Below are 18,477 nucleotides of genomic sequence, written 5' to 3' on the forward strand. Positions count from 1 at the left end.
GCGGGCTTGCTCGCGAAGGCGGTCGAACTGACAACAGAGATGTTGAGGTAAACATGAACAACTGGATCAGCGCCCTCGCCGACCTGCAGAACCAGGGTGAACCCTGCGTGCTGGTGACCATCATCGAAGAGCTCGGCTCCACGCCGCGCAACGCCGGTTCGAAGATGGTGATCAGCGCCGCCCAGACGTTCGACACCATCGGTGGCGGGCACCTGGAATACAAGGCGATGCAGATCGCCCGGGACATGCTTGTGCGCGGCCAGCAAAACACCCACCTGGAGCGCTTCAGCCTCGGCGCCAGCCTGGGCCAGTGCTGCGGCGGCGTGACGGTGCTGTTGTTCGAACCCATGGGCCAGGTGCAGGCGCAGATCGCGGTGTTCGGCGCCGGCCACGTGGGCCGCGCGCTGGTGCCGTTGCTGGCCAGCCTGCCGTGCCGGGTGCGCTGGGTCGATTCGCGGGAACAGGAATTCCCGGAACACATCCCCCAAGGCGTGCGTAAAATCGTCAGCGAAGAGCCGGTGGATGAAATCGACCACTTGCCTGTGGGCAGTTATTGCATCGTCATGACCCACAACCACGCGCTGGACCTGGAGCTGACCGCCGCCCTGCTCAAGCGCAATGACTTCACCTACTTCGGCCTGATCGGCTCGAAGACCAAACGCGTCAAGTTTGAACACCGCCTGCGGGATCGCGGTTTCGACACCGCGCAACTGCAACGCATGCATTGCCCGATGGGGCTGACCGAGGTCAAAGGCAAACTGCCTGTGGAAATCGCCATCTCCATCGCCGGCGAAATCATCGCCACCTATAACGCCAACTTCGGCCAGCACACTGCGAGCGCCGAACCCATTGCCAAACTGCTGCCGGTATCCCGCCGCAGCCAAGCGACTAACTGAGACGACCATGCCTTTGACACGCAAAGCCTACCGTGCCGCCATTTTGCACAGCATCGCCGACCCTGCCGAAGTGGGGATCGAAGCCTCCTACGAATATTTCGAGGACGGCCTGCTGGTGATCGACAACGGCCAGATCAGTGCCCTTGGCCACGCCAGCGACTTGCTCGCCAGCCTGCCCGCCGACATCGAAGTCACCCATTACCAGGACGCGCTGATCACCCCCGGCCTGATCGACACCCACATCCACCTGCCGCAGACCGGCATGGTCGGTGCCTATGGCGAGCAGTTGCTGGACTGGCTCAACACCTACACCTTCCCGTGTGAAAGCCAGTTCGCCGACAATGCCCACGCCGAAGAAGTCGCGGATATTTTCATCAAGGAACTGCTGCGCAACGGCACCACCACCGCGCTGGTATTTGGCAGCGTGCACCCGCAGTCAGTGAACTCGTTTTTTGAAGCGGCCGAGAAGCTCGACCTGCGGATGATCGCCGGCAAGGTAATGATGGACCGCAACGCGCCGGACTATTTGACCGACACCGCCGAATCCGGCTACGCGGAAAGCAAGGCGCTGATCGAGCGCTGGCACGGCAAGGGCCGTTTGCACTACGCGGTGACGCCACGTTTCGCACCGACCAGTACACCTGAACAACTGACCCTCGCCGGGCAGCTGCTGGGGGAATACCCGGACCTCTACATGCAGACTCACATCAGTGAAAACCTGCAGGAAGTGGAATGGGTGAAAGAACTGTTCCCGGAACGCAAGGGTTACCTGGACGTGTACGACCATTACAAACTGCTGGGTGAACGCTCGGTGTTCGCCCACGGTGTGCACCTGTGCGACGACGAATGCGCGCGGTTGGCAGAAGCCGGTTCGGCAGTCGCGTTCTGCCCGACGTCGAACTTCTTCCTGGGCAGCGGTTTGTTCAACCTGCCGATGGCCGAGAAGCACAAGCTGAATGTCGGCCTGGGTACGGACGTCGGCGGTGGCACCAGCTTCTCGCTGCTGCAAACCCTGAACGAAGCGTACAAGGTGATGCAACTGCAAGGGGCGCGCTTGAGTCCGTTCAAGTCGTTGTACCTGGCGACCCTGGGTGGTGCTCGGGCGCTGCGTCTGGAAGACAAGATCGGCACGCTGCAACCCGGCACTGACGCGGACTTCCTGGTACTGGATTACAACGCCACCCCGCTGCTCAGCTATCGCCTGAAGCAGGCCAATAACATCGCCGAGACGTTGTTTGTGTTGATGACACTGGGGGATGACCGGGCGGTGTTGCAGACGTATGCGGCGGGGCAATTGGTGCACCAACGCTGATTTAACAGGTACAACAAAACAAATGTGGGAGCGGGCTTGCTCGCGAAGGCGGTGTGTCAGTCGCTGGATGTGCTGACTGATCCACCGCCTTCGCGAGCAAGCCCGCTCCCACATTTAGTTAGTGGCGAGCCTGGAAAATTACAGTTTTACAGACGAGCGCCCCGGCTTCTTGGTCTGCAACAGATGCGAGAACACTGCATGCAGATCGTCAGAAGCGCTTTCCTCATCGAGGTTGAGCTTGCTGTCGATGTGATCCATGTGATGCATCATCAGGTTCACCGCCAAATCCGCATCCCGCGCTTCGATCGCGTCGATCAACTGCGTGTGCTCATCGTAGGAACAGTGCGAGCGGTTGCCGCTTTCGTACTGGGCGATGATCAACGAGGTCTGGGACACCAGACTGCGCTGGAAACTGATCAGCGGGGCATTCTTCGCCGCCTCGGCCAGCTTCAGGTGGAACTCGCCGGAAAGCCGGATGCCCGCGCCGCGATCGCCCCGGGAGAAGCTGTCGCGCTCGTCGTTGACCATCTGCCGCAGCTCGGCCAGTTGCTCGGCCGTGGCATGCTGCACCGCCAATTCAGTGATCGCACGCTCCACCAGGCGCCGGGCGAGGAATACCTGGCGGGCTTCCTCGACGCTCGGGCTGGCCACTACCGCACCACGATTGGGCCGCAGCAGTACCACGCCTTCATGGGCCAGGCGCGACAGCGCGCGGCGAATGATGGTGCGGCTGACGCCGAAGATTTCGCCCAGCGCTTCTTCACTCAATTTGGTACCGGGCGCCAGGCGTTGTTCGAGGATCGCCTCGAAGATATGCGCGTAGACGATATCGTCCTGGGTTCCACTGCGACCGGCCTTACCGGCTCGCGGCTGTTTCTTGAGGGGCTGCAACTGTTCGTTCATGGGCACTCGGGTCGGGAGAACGGCGGCGAATTGACGTTGACTGTAATACGGCACAGAGGGTCGCTGGCAAGTATCGCGTAAAATCAGCGCACATTGTACACAACCCAGTGCGCCAACACACTGTACGGCTGTTTGCGGCGCCGGCTGTATTGCAATGAATCGTTACGTTTGAGTTTAGGCTTGATTCCGCACTTTCTCCTTTGTAGGAGCGAGCTTGCTCGCGAAAAACGTATAAGCACCGCATTCAGTCAGGATGCCAGCGTCATCGTTAACGACCTTCGCGAGCAAGCTCGCTCCTACAGACAGCCCGGTAAAAGGAACACCGCCCCATGTCCGACGTCCCCCAAGCGCGATTACGCCCACTGGCCGACACTTCGCCTTCGGCCATCGTCGCCGGTTTCATTGCCATGATGACCGGCTACACCAGCTCCCTGGTGCTGATGTTTCAGGCTGGCCAGGCTGCGGGCCTGACCACCGCGCAAATTTCCTCGTGGATCTGGGCGATTTCCATCGGCATGGCGGTGTGCAGCATTGGTCTGTCCCTGCGCTATCGCACGCCGATCACCATTGCCTGGTCCACACCGGGCGCAGCGCTGTTGATCACCAGCCTGGGCGGCGTCAGCTATGGCGAGGCCATCGGCGCCTACATCACCTGCGCGGTGCTGGTGACCATCTGTGGGCTGACCGGCAGCTTCGAAAAACTCGTCAAGCGCATCCCCGCGTCCCTGGCGGCCGCCTTGCTGGCGGGGATTCTGTTCAAGATCGGCAGCGAGATTTTCGTCGCCGCGCAGCACCGTACCGGGCTGGTACTGGGGATGTTCTTCACTTACCTGGTCATCAAGCGCCTGTCGCCGCGTTATGCCGTGCTCGCGGCACTGCTGATCGGCACGGCACTGTCCGGGCTGATGGGGCTGCTGGATTTCAGTGGCTTTCACCTGGAAGTGGCAACGCCGGTGTGGACCACGCCGCACTTCTCCCTGGCCGCGACCATCAGCATCGGCATCCCACTGTTCGTGGTGGCCATGACCTCGCAGAACATGCCGGGTGTCGCGGTGCTGCGGGCCGACGGCTATAACGTACCGGCGTCGCCATTGATCACTACCACCGGCCTGGCCTCGCTGGTGCTGGCGCCGTTTGGCTCCCATGGCATCAACCTGGCAGCCATCAGCGCGGCGATCTGCACCGGCCCTCATGCCCATGAGGATCGCAACAAGCGCTACACCGCCGCGGTCTGGTGCGGGATTTTCTACGGGATCGCCGGGGTGTTTGGCGCGACATTGGCCGCGTTGTTCGCCGCCCTGCCCAAGGAACTGGTGCTGTCGATTGCGGCACTGGCGTTGTTTGGCTCGATCATCAATGGCCTGAGCATCGCCATGAATGAACCCAGGGAACGGGAAGCTGCGTTGATCACCTTCATGGTCACAGCGTCGGGGTTGACGTTGTTTTCCATCGGTTCGGCGTTCTGGGGGATTGTCGCGGGGGTGTTGACGCTGGTGATTCTGAACTGGCGCAAGGCCTGATTCTTTAGACCCAGTAACGAAAAAGCGACCCGGGCGGGTCGCTTTTTCATGACATCAGACTGCCGGGTTAATCGGCTTTTCTGGGTGCCAAGCGTCCAGCAGGGCGCTGACTTCAACGCGGGTCAGCTCTGGACGAGCCTTCAGCCACGCTTCAACAGCGGCACGCTGTTCTTCGTTGACCGAACCACGGGTGGCTTTGCAAACCAGACCGAAGTCATCACCGCCGACGTAGTCCAGGCCGTTGCCGTCCATCGCTTCAGTGAGGAATGCTTCGAGGAAAGCGTCAACCGCTTCATCGTCCAAACCTTCTTTGAAGTCCAGGTTCAGTTCGAAACCCAGCTCTTGAAATTCATCAACGCACAGTTTTTTGCGCAGACGCCGGGAACGGTTAGTCGCCATTGGAACAATCCTCTTAAGTAATAACGGGCGGCACTTTAGCAGTTTAAGCAGGCCTTTGCCCGATTCTCTGGGACAGGCGGCAGAGTGCCAGTAAAAAAAACCGCCAATTGCAGCTATCGTTCAGCCACAAGTGCGACAGCCTTGGGGCATAATGCCGACACTTTCATGACCATTGAGGGATTTTTCGTACATACCCCTCACCTTTTTACCCCCTCAGCAGTAGGGTTTTAATTCTTATGATCAAATCTTTGCGTCCACTGTTACTCGCCAGTTTTCTTCTGCCCCTGGCCTTTTCCGTTACCGCCGCCCCGATCAACACTTCCCTGCCGCCCAAGGTCCAGGAAGCCCTCCAGAAAGCCAAGCTGCAAAACAATGCCCTGTCCCTGGTGATGATTCCCCTCAATGGCCCGGGCACACCTACCGTGTTCAACGCCGACGTGTCGGTCAACCCGGCCTCGACCATGAAGCTGGTCACCACCTACGCGGCCCTGGAAATGCTCGGTCCCAACCATCAGTGGAAAACCGAGTTCTACACCGACGGCACCCTGAGCGGCGGGATCCTGAACGGCAACCTGTACCTCAAGGGCGGCGGCGACCCCAAGCTGAACATGGAAAAACTCTGGCTGCTGATGCGCGACCTGCGGGCCAATGGCGTGCAGCAAGTGACCGGCGACCTGGTGCTGGACCGTGGCTTCTTCATCCCGCCGCAACTGCCGGAGTTCAATGACGACGGCAACGACGAGAACAAGCCGTTCCTGGTCAAGCCCGATGCCTTGATGGTCAACCTCAAGGCGCTGCGCTTCGTCACCCGCAATGATTCGGGCAAGGTGCTGGTCTCGGTCGAGCCGCCGATTGCGAGCATCCGCATCGACAACCAGGTCAAGGTCTCCAACGCCAAGCAATGCACCGGCGATGTGCGCTACAGCCCGATGACCGCCGCCGACGGCAGCGTCACCGTGACCGTCAGCGGCCAGTTGGCGGACGGCTGCAGCTCGCAGACGTATCTGTCGTTGCTGGACCACGCCACCTACACCGCCGGCGCCGTTCGGGCGATCTGGAAGGAACTGGGCGGCAGCATCCAGGGCCGCGACATCCAGGCGCCGGTACCGAAGAACGCCAAAGTGCTGGCTCGTGCGTTCTCGCCGGACCTGGCGGAGATCATCCGCGACATCAACAAATACAGTAACAACACCATGGCCCAGCAGTTGTTCCTGAGCCTGGGTGCGCAGTACCGCACCGATGCCGACGGCGACGACGCCAAGGCCGCCCAGCGCGTGGTGCGCCAGTGGCTGGCGAAAAAAGGCATCACCGCGCCGCACCTGGTGATGGAGAACGGCTCCGGCCTGTCCCGTGCTGAACGGGTCAGCGCCCGCGAAATGGCGACCATGCTGCAAGCGGCGTGGAGAAGCCCATACGCAGCGGAGTACATCAGTTCGCTGCCGATTGCCGGCACCGACGGCACCATGCGTAAACGCCTGAAGACCACGGCCATGCGCGGCGAAGCCCACGTCAAGACCGGCACCCTGAACACCGTGCGGGCGATTGCCGGGTTCAGCCGCGACAACAATGGCAATACCTGGGCTGTGGTGGCGATTCTCAACGATCCGAAACCGTGGGGCGCGTCCTCGGTACTGGACCAGGTGCTGCTGGACCTGTATCGCCAGCCGAAACTGGCGGCGGCGGCCCCGGTCCTCTAACAGCAGCAAATATCAAATGTGGGAGCTGGCTTGCCTGCGATGTATACGCCTCGGTCTATCAGGAATACCGAGGTGATGCTATCGCAGGCAAGCCAGCTCCCACATTGATCTCTAATAGCTTGAATGGCCGTGCACTTCAGGCAAGCACCCGCTCTGCCTCAACTCTGTCCCTGCCCGCCTGCTTGGCGGCATAGACACCCGAATCCGCCCGCAGCAACAAGCTGTCGACGCCCTCCTCGACCCGCCAACTGGCGACCCCGAAGCTCGCCGTCACCGTGCCGACACCTTCCATCGGCTCACCGCGCAACGCCTGCCACAACTCCAGGGCAACATTGAACGCCTGGCTGCCGTCGGTATTGGCGCACAGCACCACAAACTCCTCGCCGCCCAGCCGGCAAAACACATCCGTGCGTCGTAACCGCTGGCTGATGCGCCGGCATAACTCCTTGAGCACTTCATCACCCACCGCGTGACCATGCTGGTCGTTGATGCGCTTGAAGTGATCGATGTCGAACATGATCACCGACAACGCCCCCGAGGCACGCTTGACCCGGATCATCTCGGCCTTCAGCCGGTCCTGGAAGTAGCGTCGGTTATGAATGCCGGTCAGGGAATCGGTAATCGACAGCGCCCGCAGTTCTTCCTCGACCCGCTTGAGATCGGAAATATCCGACACATAGCCATGCCATAACGTACCGCCACCGGCCAGCTCTTCCGGCGTCGCCTCACCGCGAACCCAGCGCAGCCCCCGATGGGGCAACTGCACCCGGTATTCTTCACGCCAATGGCTCAGTTGCAGGGTGGACAGGCGAATGGACTCCCGTACCCGCTCGACATCCAGCGGATGAATCCGCTCGAAGACCTTTCGCGCATCCTGCTGCAACACCCCAGGCTCGATTTCGTAGATGTCGCGGATGCCATCGCTGGCATAAATGAACCGCGAGACATTGTTCGGTTCCAGGATGAACTGGAAAATACCGCCGGGCACATGGGCGCTGAGTTTCTTCAGCAGGCGGTCCCGCGCGGCCAGTGCCTCATAGGCGCGCTTCTGCTCGGTGACATCCAGGCAGATCGCCAGGTGCCCGACCCACAGGCCATGCTCGTCCAGCAGAACAGTGGCGAGCATGTTCACCGTCAGTTGGCTGCCGTCCTTGCGTACCAGCGTCCACTCGCGGGCCTCATGCACTGCATCGGCGCTGTCCACCAGCATCGCCTGGGCTGGCGCGATGCGCTTGCCGAGGATTGCGCTCAATTGCGCGGCACGGGCTTCCAGCTCGGGGGCCAGGTGCAGGCTTTCGAGGGTCAGGTGGCCCAGTACCTCTTGTGCTTCAAAGCCCAGCATCTGCTCGGCGCCGGCGTTGAAGGTGGTGATCACACCGCGCAAGTCCGTCGCGATGATCGCCACCTGGGTGGCCGCATTGAGCACGCTGCGCAGTTGGCCGTGGGTGCCTCGCAGCTCCTGTTCCCGCTGACGCAATTGGGCGGTGCGCTGCTCCACCAGCTTCAATGCGCGCTGGCGCTGGCTGACCACCACGTAGAGCAACGCACTGAGCAGCACACTCAGCAGGCTGCCCATGACCAGGATACTGACCAGCGACGAGTGATTGCCCTGCTGGAACACCTGGCTGGGGCGCAGGCTCAAGGCGTAGACGTGGTCGCCGAGCGTCAGCCGGCGTGCTGCCACCAGGTCACTGTCTGCCACGGGGTTGCTGGATTCGTACAACACCCGTTGCTCTGCATCGGAGGTGTCGACAATCTGCATCACCAGGTTGTCCCGTGCGGCCTTGGGCAAGCCATCGGCCACCAGCTGGCGCATGCTGATCACCGCCATGACGTAGCCGTAAGGTTCACTGTCGGGCACTTGTATCGTCGGTGCCCGGCTGACCGGTGCCACCAGCAATACACCCATGGCATAGGCCGGCTCCACACCCACCAGTTGCATGGGCTGGGACACCGCCATCTTCCCTGACTGTTGCGCACGCTCCACCGTCGAGCGCCGCAGTGGTTGGGCCAACAGGTCAAAACCCAGCGGCGAGCCGAGAATGCTCTGGGTCTGGCTGTACAGCACCGGCACATACTCATCGCGATCAGTCGCCGGGGTCAGTCCGCCCGCCGCATTCAATTCACGAATGGAGAAATTCGCACCGCGCTCCGCCGTGATTGCCTGCTCGAACGCACCGCGCTGGTCACGCAAAACCCGGGGTGCCCAGGCATAGGCGCGGGTACGCAACAGCAAGGGCTGCGCGAACCCTTCGAACTCTTTGCGCGAGACTGTATTTGAATTGACGAAGAACCGCCGCAGGCTGCCCAGGCGTTGTTCCTGGTCCTCGAAACGCTCCTGGAGACGGCTGTAGCGCTCGTTGACCAGCAGTTGAAAGCGCTGGCGCATCTGCTGCTGGTAAAGCTCGGACGCGGCCCAGGCGACGACAATCGTCAGCGCGATACCGGCCAGCAACACCACCACCGCCACCAGCCACGCCGACACCTGCTCACTGATAAAGCCTAGGATTTTCGGGCGGACGGCATGCAGCGGCATAGACAAGACTCGGAACGCCAGCGTGCGGGTGCGTCACTTTGGCCAGGTCCTAAGTTATAGCCACAGGACTTGCGTTTGACCAGCGCAAAAAAAAGCCGCAAGGCCGGAATGATCCGGGCCTGCGGCTTCAGAACGCAGTGATCAGCGCGCGGTGATTTTCCACGCCCGATGGATCTTGGCGTTACGCGCAAAATCCGGGTCGATGGTCTTGTCGCTGATCTCTTCGACGGCATACCGCTCGACGAGGTTGTCTTCCAGCTGGAACTTGCGGAAGTTGTTCGAGAAGTACAACACGCCGCCCGGTGCCAGGCGCGCCATGGCCAGGTCCAGCAACTGCACGTGGTCGCGTTGCACGTCGAAGATGCCTTCCATGCGCTTGGAGTTGGAGAAGGTCGGCGGGTCGATGAAGATCATGTCGAACTCATCGCGGCTGGCTTCCAGCCAGGCCATCACGTCGCCCTGCTCCAGGCGGTTCTTGTCGGAGAAACCGTTGAGGGAGAAGTTGCGGCGCGCCCAGTCCAGGTAGGTCTTCGACAGGTCGACGCTGGTGGTGCTGCGCGCACCACCCTTGGCGGCGTGCACACTGGCGGTGGCGGTGTAGCAATACAGGTTGAGGAAGCGCTTGCCGGCCGCCTCTTTCTGGATGCGCATGCGCATTGGACGGTGGTCGAGGAACAGGCCGGTGTCCAGGTAATCGGTCAGGTTGACCAGCAACTTGACGCCGCCTTCGCTGACCTCGGTGAACTTGCCCTGGGCGCTCTGGCGCTCGTACTGCTTGGTGCCGCTCTGGCGTTCGCGACGCTTGACCACCACACGGTTCTTGTCGATGCCCAGCGCCTGGGGAATGGCCGCCAGGGCATCGAACATGCGTGCCGAAGCTTTTTCCGGGTCAATCGACTTCGGCGCCACGTATTCCTGGACGTGGACCCAGTCGTGGTACAGGTCGATGGCCATGGAGTATTCCGGCATGTCGGCATCGTACACACGGTAGCAATCGACGCCTTCGCGCTTGGCCCACTTGCCCAGCAGTTTCAGGTTCTTTTGCAGGCGGTTGGCAAACATCTGCCCGCCTTCGCTCAAGCGCGCCTGCTCGACCACTGGGGCCGGGGCGGGTTTGATCGGATTCCCGTTCTTGTTGTACTGGCGCTCTTGCGGCTCGGTCGGCGCCTGGTCGTAGGCCGCTTGCTCGCGCTCGGCCTGGCGTTGTTCCGGGGTGCGACGCTCGCCGGTGACGAACTGATCCGGGGTGACCTTGATCAGCAGCAATTTGCACGGCAAGGCGCCGTTCCAGAACGAATACTGTTTGTGGCTGCGGATGCCCATGCGCTTGCCCAGGTCCGGAGCACCGGTGAACACCGCCGCTTCCCAGCCCAGGCACGCCTGGCGCAGACGCTCGCCGAGGTTCTGATAGAGGTACAACAGGCTGGCTTCATCACCCAGACGCTCGCCATACGGCGGGTTGCAGATCACCAGGCCTTTCTGGTTCTGGTCCGGACGCGGCTCGAAGGTACCGACTTCGCCCTGGTAGATCTTGATCCAGTGGCTAAGGCCTGCGCGTTCGATGTTGTTACGGGCGGGTTGGATCAGGCGAGGATCCGCCTCGTAACCACGAATCCACAGCGGTGGCTTGGCCATGCCGATGGCGGCACGTTCGCTGGCCTCTGTGTGAAGTTTTTTCCACAGCGCCGGAACGTGGCCAAGCCAGGCGGTGAAACCCCACAGCTCACGGTTCAGGTTGGGCGCCATGTCGGCGGCGATCATCGCGCCTTCCACCAGGAAGGTACCGACGCCGCACATCGGGTCCGTCAGCGCGCCGCCTTCGGCAGCGATGCGCGGCCAGCCGGAGCGAATCAGGATCGCCGCCGCCAGGTTCTCTTTCAACGGTGCCGCGCCCTGCTGCAGGCGGTAGCCGCGCTGGTGCAGGCTGTGGCCGGACAAATCAAGGGAAAGGATCGCTTCGCCACGGTCCAGGCGCAGGTGGATGCGCAGGTCCGGGTTGATCTTGTCGATGGATGGACGTTCGCCGGTCGGGGTGCGCAGCTTGTCGACAATCGCATCCTTGACCTTCAGCGCGCCGAAGTGGGTGTTGTCGATGCCAGAGCCATGGCCGCTGAATTCAACGGCCAGGGTGCCGTCGGCGAGCATGTGGTCTTCCCACTCGATGTCCAGCACCCCGTGGTACAGGTCTTCGGCGTCCTTCATCGGGAAGCGCTTGAGCACCAGCAACACGCGGTTGGCCAGGCGCGACCAGAGGCACAGGCGGTAGGCGGTCTCCATGTCGGCCATGCCGCGCACGGCCGAGGTGTGCTCGCGGGCTTCCTCAAGGCCAAGCCCCACGGCTTCCTCGATCAGCAGGCCTTCGAGGCCCTTGGGGCAAGTGAGGAAGAGTTCAAAACGGTCCGACATGGGGCATTCCAGGCTTTTCAGCAATAAGTGAACGGGCGACGCATCGCGCGTTCGGTTTTCAATCAAGCGCTTTTCTTGAAGAGCGCTCGTGTGGCACGAATGTGCCGTTCCACCCCGGCTACCGGCCTTTCGGGCCTTTATCGACGGGGCAGTTCAAGTATTTGAAGCAACAAAAAGAAACATTCCGACCCTTCGTCGAATAATAACCGACTGCAACAGGCGGACATTCTCACTAAAGGATTAAACCCATCCTCTTTGAAGGGCACATCATAGCTGGGTTTGCCCAATAAAAGGGGCGAAAAGCCATCCCAGCTTATGGCTATAGCATCGTTATCGTTACGTGCTTATGACAAAACGATCATTGAATCCATGTGACCTATTGGTTAGAACTCAACACAGGTTGGCGCCGTAACGACGCCGACACATAGCTCGCCACGCCGGCAGCGAGCGCACCAACGGCAGAAAAACTCTGCCCGGCCTCGGACGAGGCCGAAGGATATCAAGACAGTCAACAAGTGAGGGAAACACCCTATGAGAAGACTTAAGCGTGATCCGTTGGAAAGAGCATTTTTACGCGGATATCAATATGGCGTTCATGGCAAATCCCGTGAGCTTTGCCCATTTACTCTACCGTCGGTACGCCAAGCCTGGATCAACGGCTGGCGAGAAGGACGCGGCGACAACTGGGACGGTATGACTGGCACTGCGGGAATCCACAGACTCAACGAACTTCACGCCGTCGGCTAATCAAGGGCATTTAATTCCGACACCAGCACGAATACGCAACCACTTAACCACGCACGCCCCATCCGGGCGGCGGGCTTCGGCCCAGGGGCTCCTTCAAGGAGCCCTTTTTATTGCCTGTTGTCAGCCGCGCGGCAATGCCGCAATCGCATCCACCGCCTGGCGAATCAACGCTGGGCCCTTGTAGATAAAGCCGGAATACAACTGCACCAGGCTCGCGCCGGCGGCGATTTTTTCGGCCGCGTGCTTGCCCTCGGTGATGCCACCCACGGCAATGATCGGCAAGCGCCCTGCCAACTCGGCCGCCAGCACCTTGACGATGTGGGTGCTCTGGTCGCGTACCGGCGCACCGGACAGGCCGCCCGCTTCGTCACCATACGCCAGGCCTTCGACACCGACGCGGCTCAGGGTGGTGTTGGTGGCGATCACCGCATCCATGCCCGAATCCACCAGGGCCTGGGCCACCAGTACGGTCTCTTCGTCGTTCATGTCCGGGGCAATCTTGATTGCCAGGGGCACACGCTTGCCGTGGCGCACAGCCAAATCTTCCTGGCGCTGACGCAAGGCTTCGAGCAGTTGCTTGAGGGAGTCGCCAAACTGCAGGCTGCGCAGGCCCGGGGTGTTAGGCGAGCTGACGTTGACCGTGACGTAGCTGGCGTGGGCGTAGACCTTGTCCAGGCAAATCAGATAGTCATCCACCGCACGCTCCACCGGCGTGTCGAAGTTTTTGCCGATATTGATCCCGAGGATACCGGTGTACTTCGCCGCCTGAACCCGTGACAGCAGGTTATCCACACCCAGGTTGTTGAAGCCCATGCGATTGATGATCGCCTCGGCTTCCGGCAGGCGGAAGATCCGCGGCTTCGGGTTGCCCGGCTGCGGCCGTGGGGTCACGGTGCCGATTTCGACAAAGCCAAAACCCAGCTGCGCAAAACCGTCGATGGCCGCGCCGTTTTTGTCCAAACCCGCAGCCAGGCCTACCGGGTTGGGGAAATCGAGCCCCATCACCGACACCGGCATTTTCGCCGGGGCCTTGCACACCAGGCCATTGAGCCCCAGGCGGCCACCGGCACCGATCAAGTCCAGGGACAGATCGTGGGAAGTTTCCGGAGAGAGTTTGAACAACAGCTGGCGGGCCAGGGTATACATGGGCGGGCTTGACTCGGATGGCGGCGAAAGGTGGCGGCGATTATAGCCGGGGTGACGGGCTGCATGCGAGGCGTGCCGTCCAATCGTCAGTTACGGTGCGTCATCAGTTCCTCATAGCGGACCCAGATTTTTTGCGCATAGCGAAGACGCAGGGCCTCACGCTGAGGCCCGGGCCCGCCGCCCACATTGTAGGAACCGATCGCCGTCCAGTTGTAGCCGAACTGTTTGACGAAGTCGGCAAGGATCGACGCCCCCACCTCCACCGACAGGCAAGGCTCATCCAGCAAGCGCTGCTCGGTAATGCCCTCCTTGAGCAGGCGCGGCAGGTGAATGCTGTTGATCTGCATCAGCCCGATATCACGGGTACCGTTGTTGTTGGCGTAATTCATGGCCTTGGCGCGGTAGCCCGACTCCACTGCGGCGATGGCCTGCAACAATTCCGGCTCCATGCCGTATCGGCTGGCAGCCTCGGCCCAGCAATACGCCCGGGCTTCATTGCCGAAGCCGAGCGTGAGCATCAGCAGCAGCGCCCCCTTGCACCGGGCGCTGCTCATGCCTGCCCCCGACCGCAGGTGGAACAGACAGTGCCCACCGTCAGGCTGGTCATCCTGACCGCACAGGTCACCCGGTACCCCTTGCCGTATACCGTCTTGATCAGGCCCTTGCCGCCCTTCAAATATTTGCGCAGCGAACAGATGCAACGGGTCAGGGACTCTTCCGTGGCCTCGTTATGGGGCCATGCCTGTTCCAGCAAGTGGTCCTTGGTCACCAGCACTCCGGCCGAGGACAGCAACAGGCGCAACACCTGCCACTCCTTGGGCGGGAGTTGAATATCCGAGTCTTCACTGGTCAATCTACCGTCGCCGTGCAACGTCCAGCGCTCAAAGACCATGGGGGTAGCCAGTACCCCATCGTTCACCACGGCCATTCGTACCTCCGCACCCAACTCACCTTCATTTCCAACACTGGTTTCCTGAAGGTCGCGACTATAAAAAGCCCACTCGCTGTATAGGAGAGGAAAAAACCCCATAGGCACTGTTTTTTTCAGACTGGGCACGTAGGACCTTTCGACGATGCCCGCCCAGGGGCGCCACCAACGTTCTTATCCTTCGGTCACCCGGTTAAATGCCCGCTTCACCTGCTCATGCTGGGAGCGCGTCAACGGCGGCGCCTGCCCCGGCTCGGCAGCGGTATGCAGCACATTTGCGACCGCCGTCGCCTGAATCACAAACAATCGCACACTGTTGGCCATGGGCCCGTTGTAGCGTCCGAGCAAGGCTGTGCCGGTATCGCGCTGAAAATTCCCCACCAGCAATCGCCTGCCCGGAGCCACACGCACCACCGTGTTGATCCCCATCCGCTCCACCCCCGCCGAGGGTTTGTCGCGACTGGCAGCCGTGCCCATCTGGCGGCCATCCTCGACGGTGAGCAGCATCTCGATTTCATTCGCCTCGGCGAAGCGCGGCAGAACACTGACCTGCGTACCAAAGACCACCGGTTGCCATTCGTCGTGGTCTTCACCCGGCCGGGGCAGATAGAACGTCTGGTTGTCGTTGAAAACCGCGGGCACATTCTCCTGGGTGAGAATCACCGGCAACGTCGTGACCCTCGCTCGCCTGCGCAACTCCAAGGCGGTGATCCGCTGCATGAATGCTTCGTCCTCGATGGGTGCCATGACCCGGGTCGCTGAAGGCTTGTCCGCCCCCTTGTGCATGGTCGCGCCGATCTTCTTGAGCTCACCGCGGTCCACATCCACCAGCCACATCGAAACCTCCACCGCGCGCTTCGGTACGTCCAGCTCTGCCACCAGACCTTCGATAAAGCTCACCTGCGCGGGCTTGCCCTTGATCAGCAGGCTGTTGGTGTCCGGGTACGCCAGCACCGAGATATTCTTGTCGGCCAGTAATCCGGGTTGCCGCGGGGACGCACTCTCCTGCTCGACGGCCAGCAGTTTTTCGATCATGGATGCCATGCCCGGCACCGTGACGGTTCTGTCGCCCATGTTGTACTCGCGGTCTGCAACGTGGGTGTTGAGCACCTGCACCACCCCGATCCGCTGCGGCCCCAGGCGCAGTTCCGCACGCTGGCGGTCCATCAGTTGGGCCAGGCGCAGCACATGGTCGACATAGTTCGGCGGCCCGGACACGTAGAACACCCGCGCCCCACTCGCACGCAGCGGGTAGCGCGCCTCTTCGAGCCCCGAACGGCGCATGAACCCACGCAGGAGGTCGACCGAGATATGCCGCAGGGTCACTACCGAGCTTTTCGCCTCGTCGGCGTCATAGAGGTAAAGCACCTGGCCATCGGTGTACCAGATCAGGCCTTGCTGCTGGGCGACCGACTCCAGCAGCGGTTGGGGCGAGCCGAAATCGAACGCCCCGCTGATGCGCTTGCGAGCTGTCGCCTGACTGACAACGATCGGCTGCCCCAGCGGCAGGGACAACGCGGTAAAAAAAGTGTGCAGGCTTTCATCACGGGCCTGGTAGGAGCCCCCGAACGCGCCGGGGCTGCCCAGCAGCAGCAGGCCGAAAAGCAGCGTCGAGAAACGGTGAAGGTGGCTGAACATGCCTGCATGGCCCGGGCTGAAAGAGCGGCCATACTGCGAGGCAGGCCGATTTCAATCCTGATGGAAAGCTGACGCCCAACCCATCCTGTGCGCATCGTGGCATGTGCCTTGCTTTGCCTTGTCTATCGCAGCTCGCGCCAACGGCGGAACGGGCTCAAGGACACAGACGTCGTTACCCCGGGCTCTTCCTCTGAGTACCCGACGGAACGGCGTTTTTTTATGAAAGGTACGTATTGATGAGTGATCCCCTGGCTTGGGTCAACGGCAGCGATGCCCCGGAAAAGAGCAGCCTCAACCTGGGTTTCATGGCCCTGAGCGATTGCGCCTCGGTGGTGGTCGCCGCCACCCAGGGCTTCGCCCAGCCCTATGGCCTGACCTTGAATCTCAGGCGCCAGTCATCATGGGCCAGCCTGCGGGACAACCTGGTCAGCGGCGAACTGGACGCCGCCCACAGCCTGTACGGCCTGATCTACGCCGTGCACCTGGGCATCGGCGGCGTGGCACCCACCGATATGGCGGTGCTGATGGGCCTGAACCAGAACGGCCAGAGCATCAACCTGTCCCGTGGCTTGCAACAGCTGGGGGTGACCAGTCCTGAGGCACTGGACCGCCACGTGCACCAAAGCCGAACAAAACTCACCTTCGCCCAGACCTTTCCCACAGGTACCCACGCCATGTGGTTGTATTACTGGCTGGCCAGCCAGGGCATTCATCCCCTGCAGGATGTGGACAGTGTGGTGGTGCCGCCGCCGCAGATGGTTGCGCACCTGCAAGCCGGGCGCATCGACGGCTTTTGTGTGGGCGAGCCCTGGTGCGCCAGTGCGGTGAAGCAGAACCAGGGCTTTACCCTGGCCACCACCCAGGCACTGTGGCCGGACCATCCGGAAAAAGTCCTCGGCTGCACCCAGGCATTTGTCGAGCAATACCCCAATACCGCCCGAGTACTGGTGATGGCGATCCTGCAGGCCAGCCGTTTTATCGAACAGAGCACGGAAAACCGCCGCTCCACTGCACAGTTGCTGAGCGCCCCGCAGTACCTCGACGCCCCGCTCGATTGCATCGAACCGCGCCTGCTCGGCGACTACGATGACGGCCTCGGCAACCACTGGCAGGATCCCCACGCGCTGCGTTTTTATGGCGACGGCGAGGTGAACCTGCCCTACCTGTCTGATGGCATGTGGTTCATGACCCAGTTCCGCCGCTGGGGCCTGCTGCGGGAGGACCCGGACTACCTCGGCGTTGCCCGGCGTGTGCAACAACTGGACATCTATCGCCAGGCGGCCAGCGCCGTGGGCGTGCCTGCCGGTGGCGAGGCCATGCGCAGCAGCCAGTTGATCGACGGAAAAATCTGGGACGGTTCGGACCCGGCCGGGTATGCCCGCAGCTTTCGCCTGCATGCCATGGCAGATGTTGCCAGCCGCCAGGCCTTGCGCTGACAGGAGGAACCCATGCTACGAATCCTGTTGATCAATGACACACCGCGCAAGGTCGGTCGGCTCAAGGCTGCGTTGACCGAGGCCGGGTTTGAGGTGATCGATGAATCGGGGTTGACGATCGACTTGCCGGCGCGGGTCGAAGCGGTGCGCCCGGACGTGATTTTGATCGATACCGAGTCGCCGGGACGCGATGTGATGGAGCAGGTGGTGCTGGTGAGTCGCGACCAGCCACGGCCGATTGTGATGTTTACCGATGAGCATGATCCGGGGGTGATGCGTCAGGCGATCAAGTCCGGGGTGAGTGCCTACATTGTCGAGGGGATTCAGGCGCAGCGGTTGCAGCCGATTCTGGATGTGGCGATGGCGCGGTTCGAGAGTGACCAGGCGCTACGCGCGCAGTTGCAGGCGCGGGATCAGCAGTTGGCCGAACGCAAGCGGATCGAAACGGCCAAGGGGTTGTTGATGAAAATGAAGGGGTGTAATGAGGAAGAGGCCTACACGCTGATGCGGCGTCAGGCGATGAGTCGGCAGCAGAAGCTGATTCAGGTGGCGGAGCAGATTATTGCGATGAGTGAGTTGTTGGGGTGAGAGGGGGGGCGGGGTGTATATCCGTTATTTAGGTAACGGCCGCTATTGGTACCGCCCTTACGGCGGCTCACTTTTGAACAGCCGGGCTACAGGCCGGCTTGAGTGTTGTTAAGCAAAATCAAAATCTAAAGCGGGCACGGTTCAAATGTGGGAGCTGGCTTGCCTGCGATAGCATCAACTGGGTGTACCTGATGTACCGAGTTGTCTGCATCGCCGGCAAGCCAGCTCCTACAGAAAAGCAGAGCCACACCGCCCGTAGCAGCTGTCGAGCGCCAGCGAGGCTGCGTGCTTTTGATCTGATCTGCTCTTGATTTTGATCTGCGGG

15 protein-coding genes are annotated in these 18,477 nt (G+C 61.4%); 7 read left to right on the forward strand and 8 right to left on the reverse strand.

Annotated features, from left to right (window positions below; translation table 11 throughout):
• Window positions 1-53: 53 nt before the first annotated feature.
• Both xdhC and guaD read left to right on the forward strand, forming a co-directional pair.
• The gene (xdhC, locus tag HX821_RS21035) at window positions 54-896 is read left to right on the forward strand and encodes a xanthine dehydrogenase accessory protein XdhC (protein WP_177036346.1); all 843 of its coding nucleotides are present in this window, start codon (window positions 54-56) and stop codon (window positions 894-896) included.
• Between the two features lie 7 nt (window positions 897-903).
• On the forward strand, window positions 904-2,208 hold the full coding sequence (guaD, locus tag HX821_RS21040; protein WP_177036347.1) for a guanine deaminase: 1,305 nt from the start codon (window positions 904-906) through the stop codon (window positions 2,206-2,208).
• A gap of 138 nt (window positions 2,209-2,346) precedes the next feature.
• Here guaD and HX821_RS21045 read toward each other — a convergent pair whose 3' ends face one another.
• A complete protein-coding gene (locus HX821_RS21045; protein WP_003219095.1) occupies window positions 2,347-3,111 on the reverse strand; it encodes a GntR family transcriptional regulator in 765 nt (254 codons plus the stop codon).
• A 329-nt stretch (window positions 3,112-3,440) separates the two neighbouring features.
• Between HX821_RS21045 and HX821_RS21050 the strand changes: the two genes are divergently transcribed.
• Complete coding sequence (locus HX821_RS21050; protein WP_008437554.1) at window positions 3,441-4,631, forward strand: benzoate/H(+) symporter BenE family transporter; 1,191 nt, start codon at window positions 3,441-3,443, stop codon at window positions 4,629-4,631.
• Window positions 4,632-4,685: 54 nt separating this feature from the next.
• On the opposite strand, the gene HX821_RS21055 is transcribed toward HX821_RS21050, so the two are convergent.
• The gene (locus tag HX821_RS21055) at window positions 4,686-5,030 is read right to left on the reverse strand and encodes a YggL family protein (protein ID WP_003219101.1); all 345 of its coding nucleotides are present in this window, start codon (window positions 5,028-5,030) and stop codon (window positions 4,686-4,688) included.
• Between the two features lie 236 nt (window positions 5,031-5,266).
• Here HX821_RS21055 and dacB point away from each other — a divergent pair, with 236 nt between their 5' ends.
• Window positions 5,267-6,727, forward strand: a complete 1,461-nt coding sequence (dacB, locus tag HX821_RS21060; RefSeq protein WP_003219103.1) for a D-alanyl-D-alanine carboxypeptidase/D-alanyl-D-alanine-endopeptidase — start codon at window positions 5,267-5,269, stop codon at window positions 6,725-6,727.
• Between the two features lie 136 nt (window positions 6,728-6,863).
• Here the strand turns inward: dacB and HX821_RS21065 are convergent, their stop codons facing one another.
• Both HX821_RS21065 and rlmKL read right to left on the reverse strand, forming a co-directional pair.
• Complete coding sequence (locus HX821_RS21065) at window positions 6,864-9,263, reverse strand: diguanylate cyclase (protein ID WP_177036348.1); 2,400 nt, start codon at window positions 9,261-9,263, stop codon at window positions 6,864-6,866.
• A 141-nt stretch (window positions 9,264-9,404) separates the two neighbouring features.
• Entirely contained in the window at window positions 9,405-11,669 is a 2,265-nt protein-coding gene (gene rlmKL / locus HX821_RS21070) for a bifunctional 23S rRNA (guanine(2069)-N(7))-methyltransferase RlmK/23S rRNA (guanine(2445)-N(2))-methyltransferase RlmL (protein ID WP_003219107.1), read from the reverse strand.
• Window positions 11,670-12,200: 531 nt separating this feature from the next.
• Here rlmKL and rmf point away from each other — a divergent pair.
• Window positions 12,201-12,416 carry a ribosome modulation factor gene (gene rmf / locus HX821_RS21075; RefSeq protein ID WP_002553055.1) on the forward strand — a complete coding sequence of 72 codons (216 nt, stop codon included), beginning with the start codon at window positions 12,201-12,203 and terminating at the stop codon, window positions 12,414-12,416.
• A gap of 120 nt (window positions 12,417-12,536) precedes the next feature.
• Here rmf and HX821_RS21080 read toward each other — a convergent pair whose 3' ends face one another.
• The 4 genes from HX821_RS21080 to sctC form a co-directional block, all read right to left on the reverse strand.
• Window positions 12,537-13,562 (reverse strand): quinone-dependent dihydroorotate dehydrogenase, encoded by a 1,026-nt coding sequence (locus HX821_RS21080; protein WP_003219118.1) that lies wholly within the window; start codon window positions 13,560-13,562, stop codon window positions 12,537-12,539.
• Window positions 13,563-13,648: 86 nt separating this feature from the next.
• The gene (locus HX821_RS21085; protein WP_008437547.1) at window positions 13,649-14,116 is read right to left on the reverse strand and encodes a transglycosylase SLT domain-containing protein; all 468 of its coding nucleotides are present in this window, start codon (window positions 14,114-14,116) and stop codon (window positions 13,649-13,651) included.
• Complete coding sequence (locus tag HX821_RS21090; protein WP_102368366.1) at window positions 14,113-14,490, reverse strand: winged helix-turn-helix domain-containing protein; 378 nt, start codon at window positions 14,488-14,490, stop codon at window positions 14,113-14,115. Before HX821_RS21090 ends, HX821_RS21085 begins: the two co-directional genes overlap by 4 nt.
• A gap of 174 nt (window positions 14,491-14,664) precedes the next feature.
• Entirely contained in the window at window positions 14,665-16,128 is a 1,464-nt protein-coding gene (gene sctC, locus HX821_RS21095; protein ID WP_177036349.1) for a type III secretion system outer membrane ring subunit SctC, read from the reverse strand.
• Window positions 16,129-16,364: 236 nt separating this feature from the next.
• On the opposite strand from sctC, the gene HX821_RS21100 reads away from it, so the two are divergent.
• Both HX821_RS21100 and HX821_RS21105 read left to right on the forward strand, forming a co-directional pair.
• Window positions 16,365-17,564 carry a CmpA/NrtA family ABC transporter substrate-binding protein gene (locus HX821_RS21100; protein WP_003219123.1) on the forward strand — a complete coding sequence of 400 codons (1,200 nt, stop codon included), beginning with the start codon at window positions 16,365-16,367 and terminating at the stop codon, window positions 17,562-17,564.
• 12 nt (window positions 17,565-17,576) lie between these two features.
• Window positions 17,577-18,152 carry an ANTAR domain-containing response regulator gene (locus tag HX821_RS21105; RefSeq protein WP_003219125.1) on the forward strand — a complete coding sequence of 192 codons (576 nt, stop codon included), beginning with the start codon at window positions 17,577-17,579 and terminating at the stop codon, window positions 18,150-18,152.
• The last annotated feature ends 325 nt before the right edge of the window (window positions 18,153-18,477 follow it).

The sequence above is a fragment of the Pseudomonas sp. B6001 genome, assembly GCF_013386015.1.
Taxonomy (GTDB): domain Bacteria; phylum Pseudomonadota; class Gammaproteobacteria; order Pseudomonadales; family Pseudomonadaceae; genus Aquipseudomonas.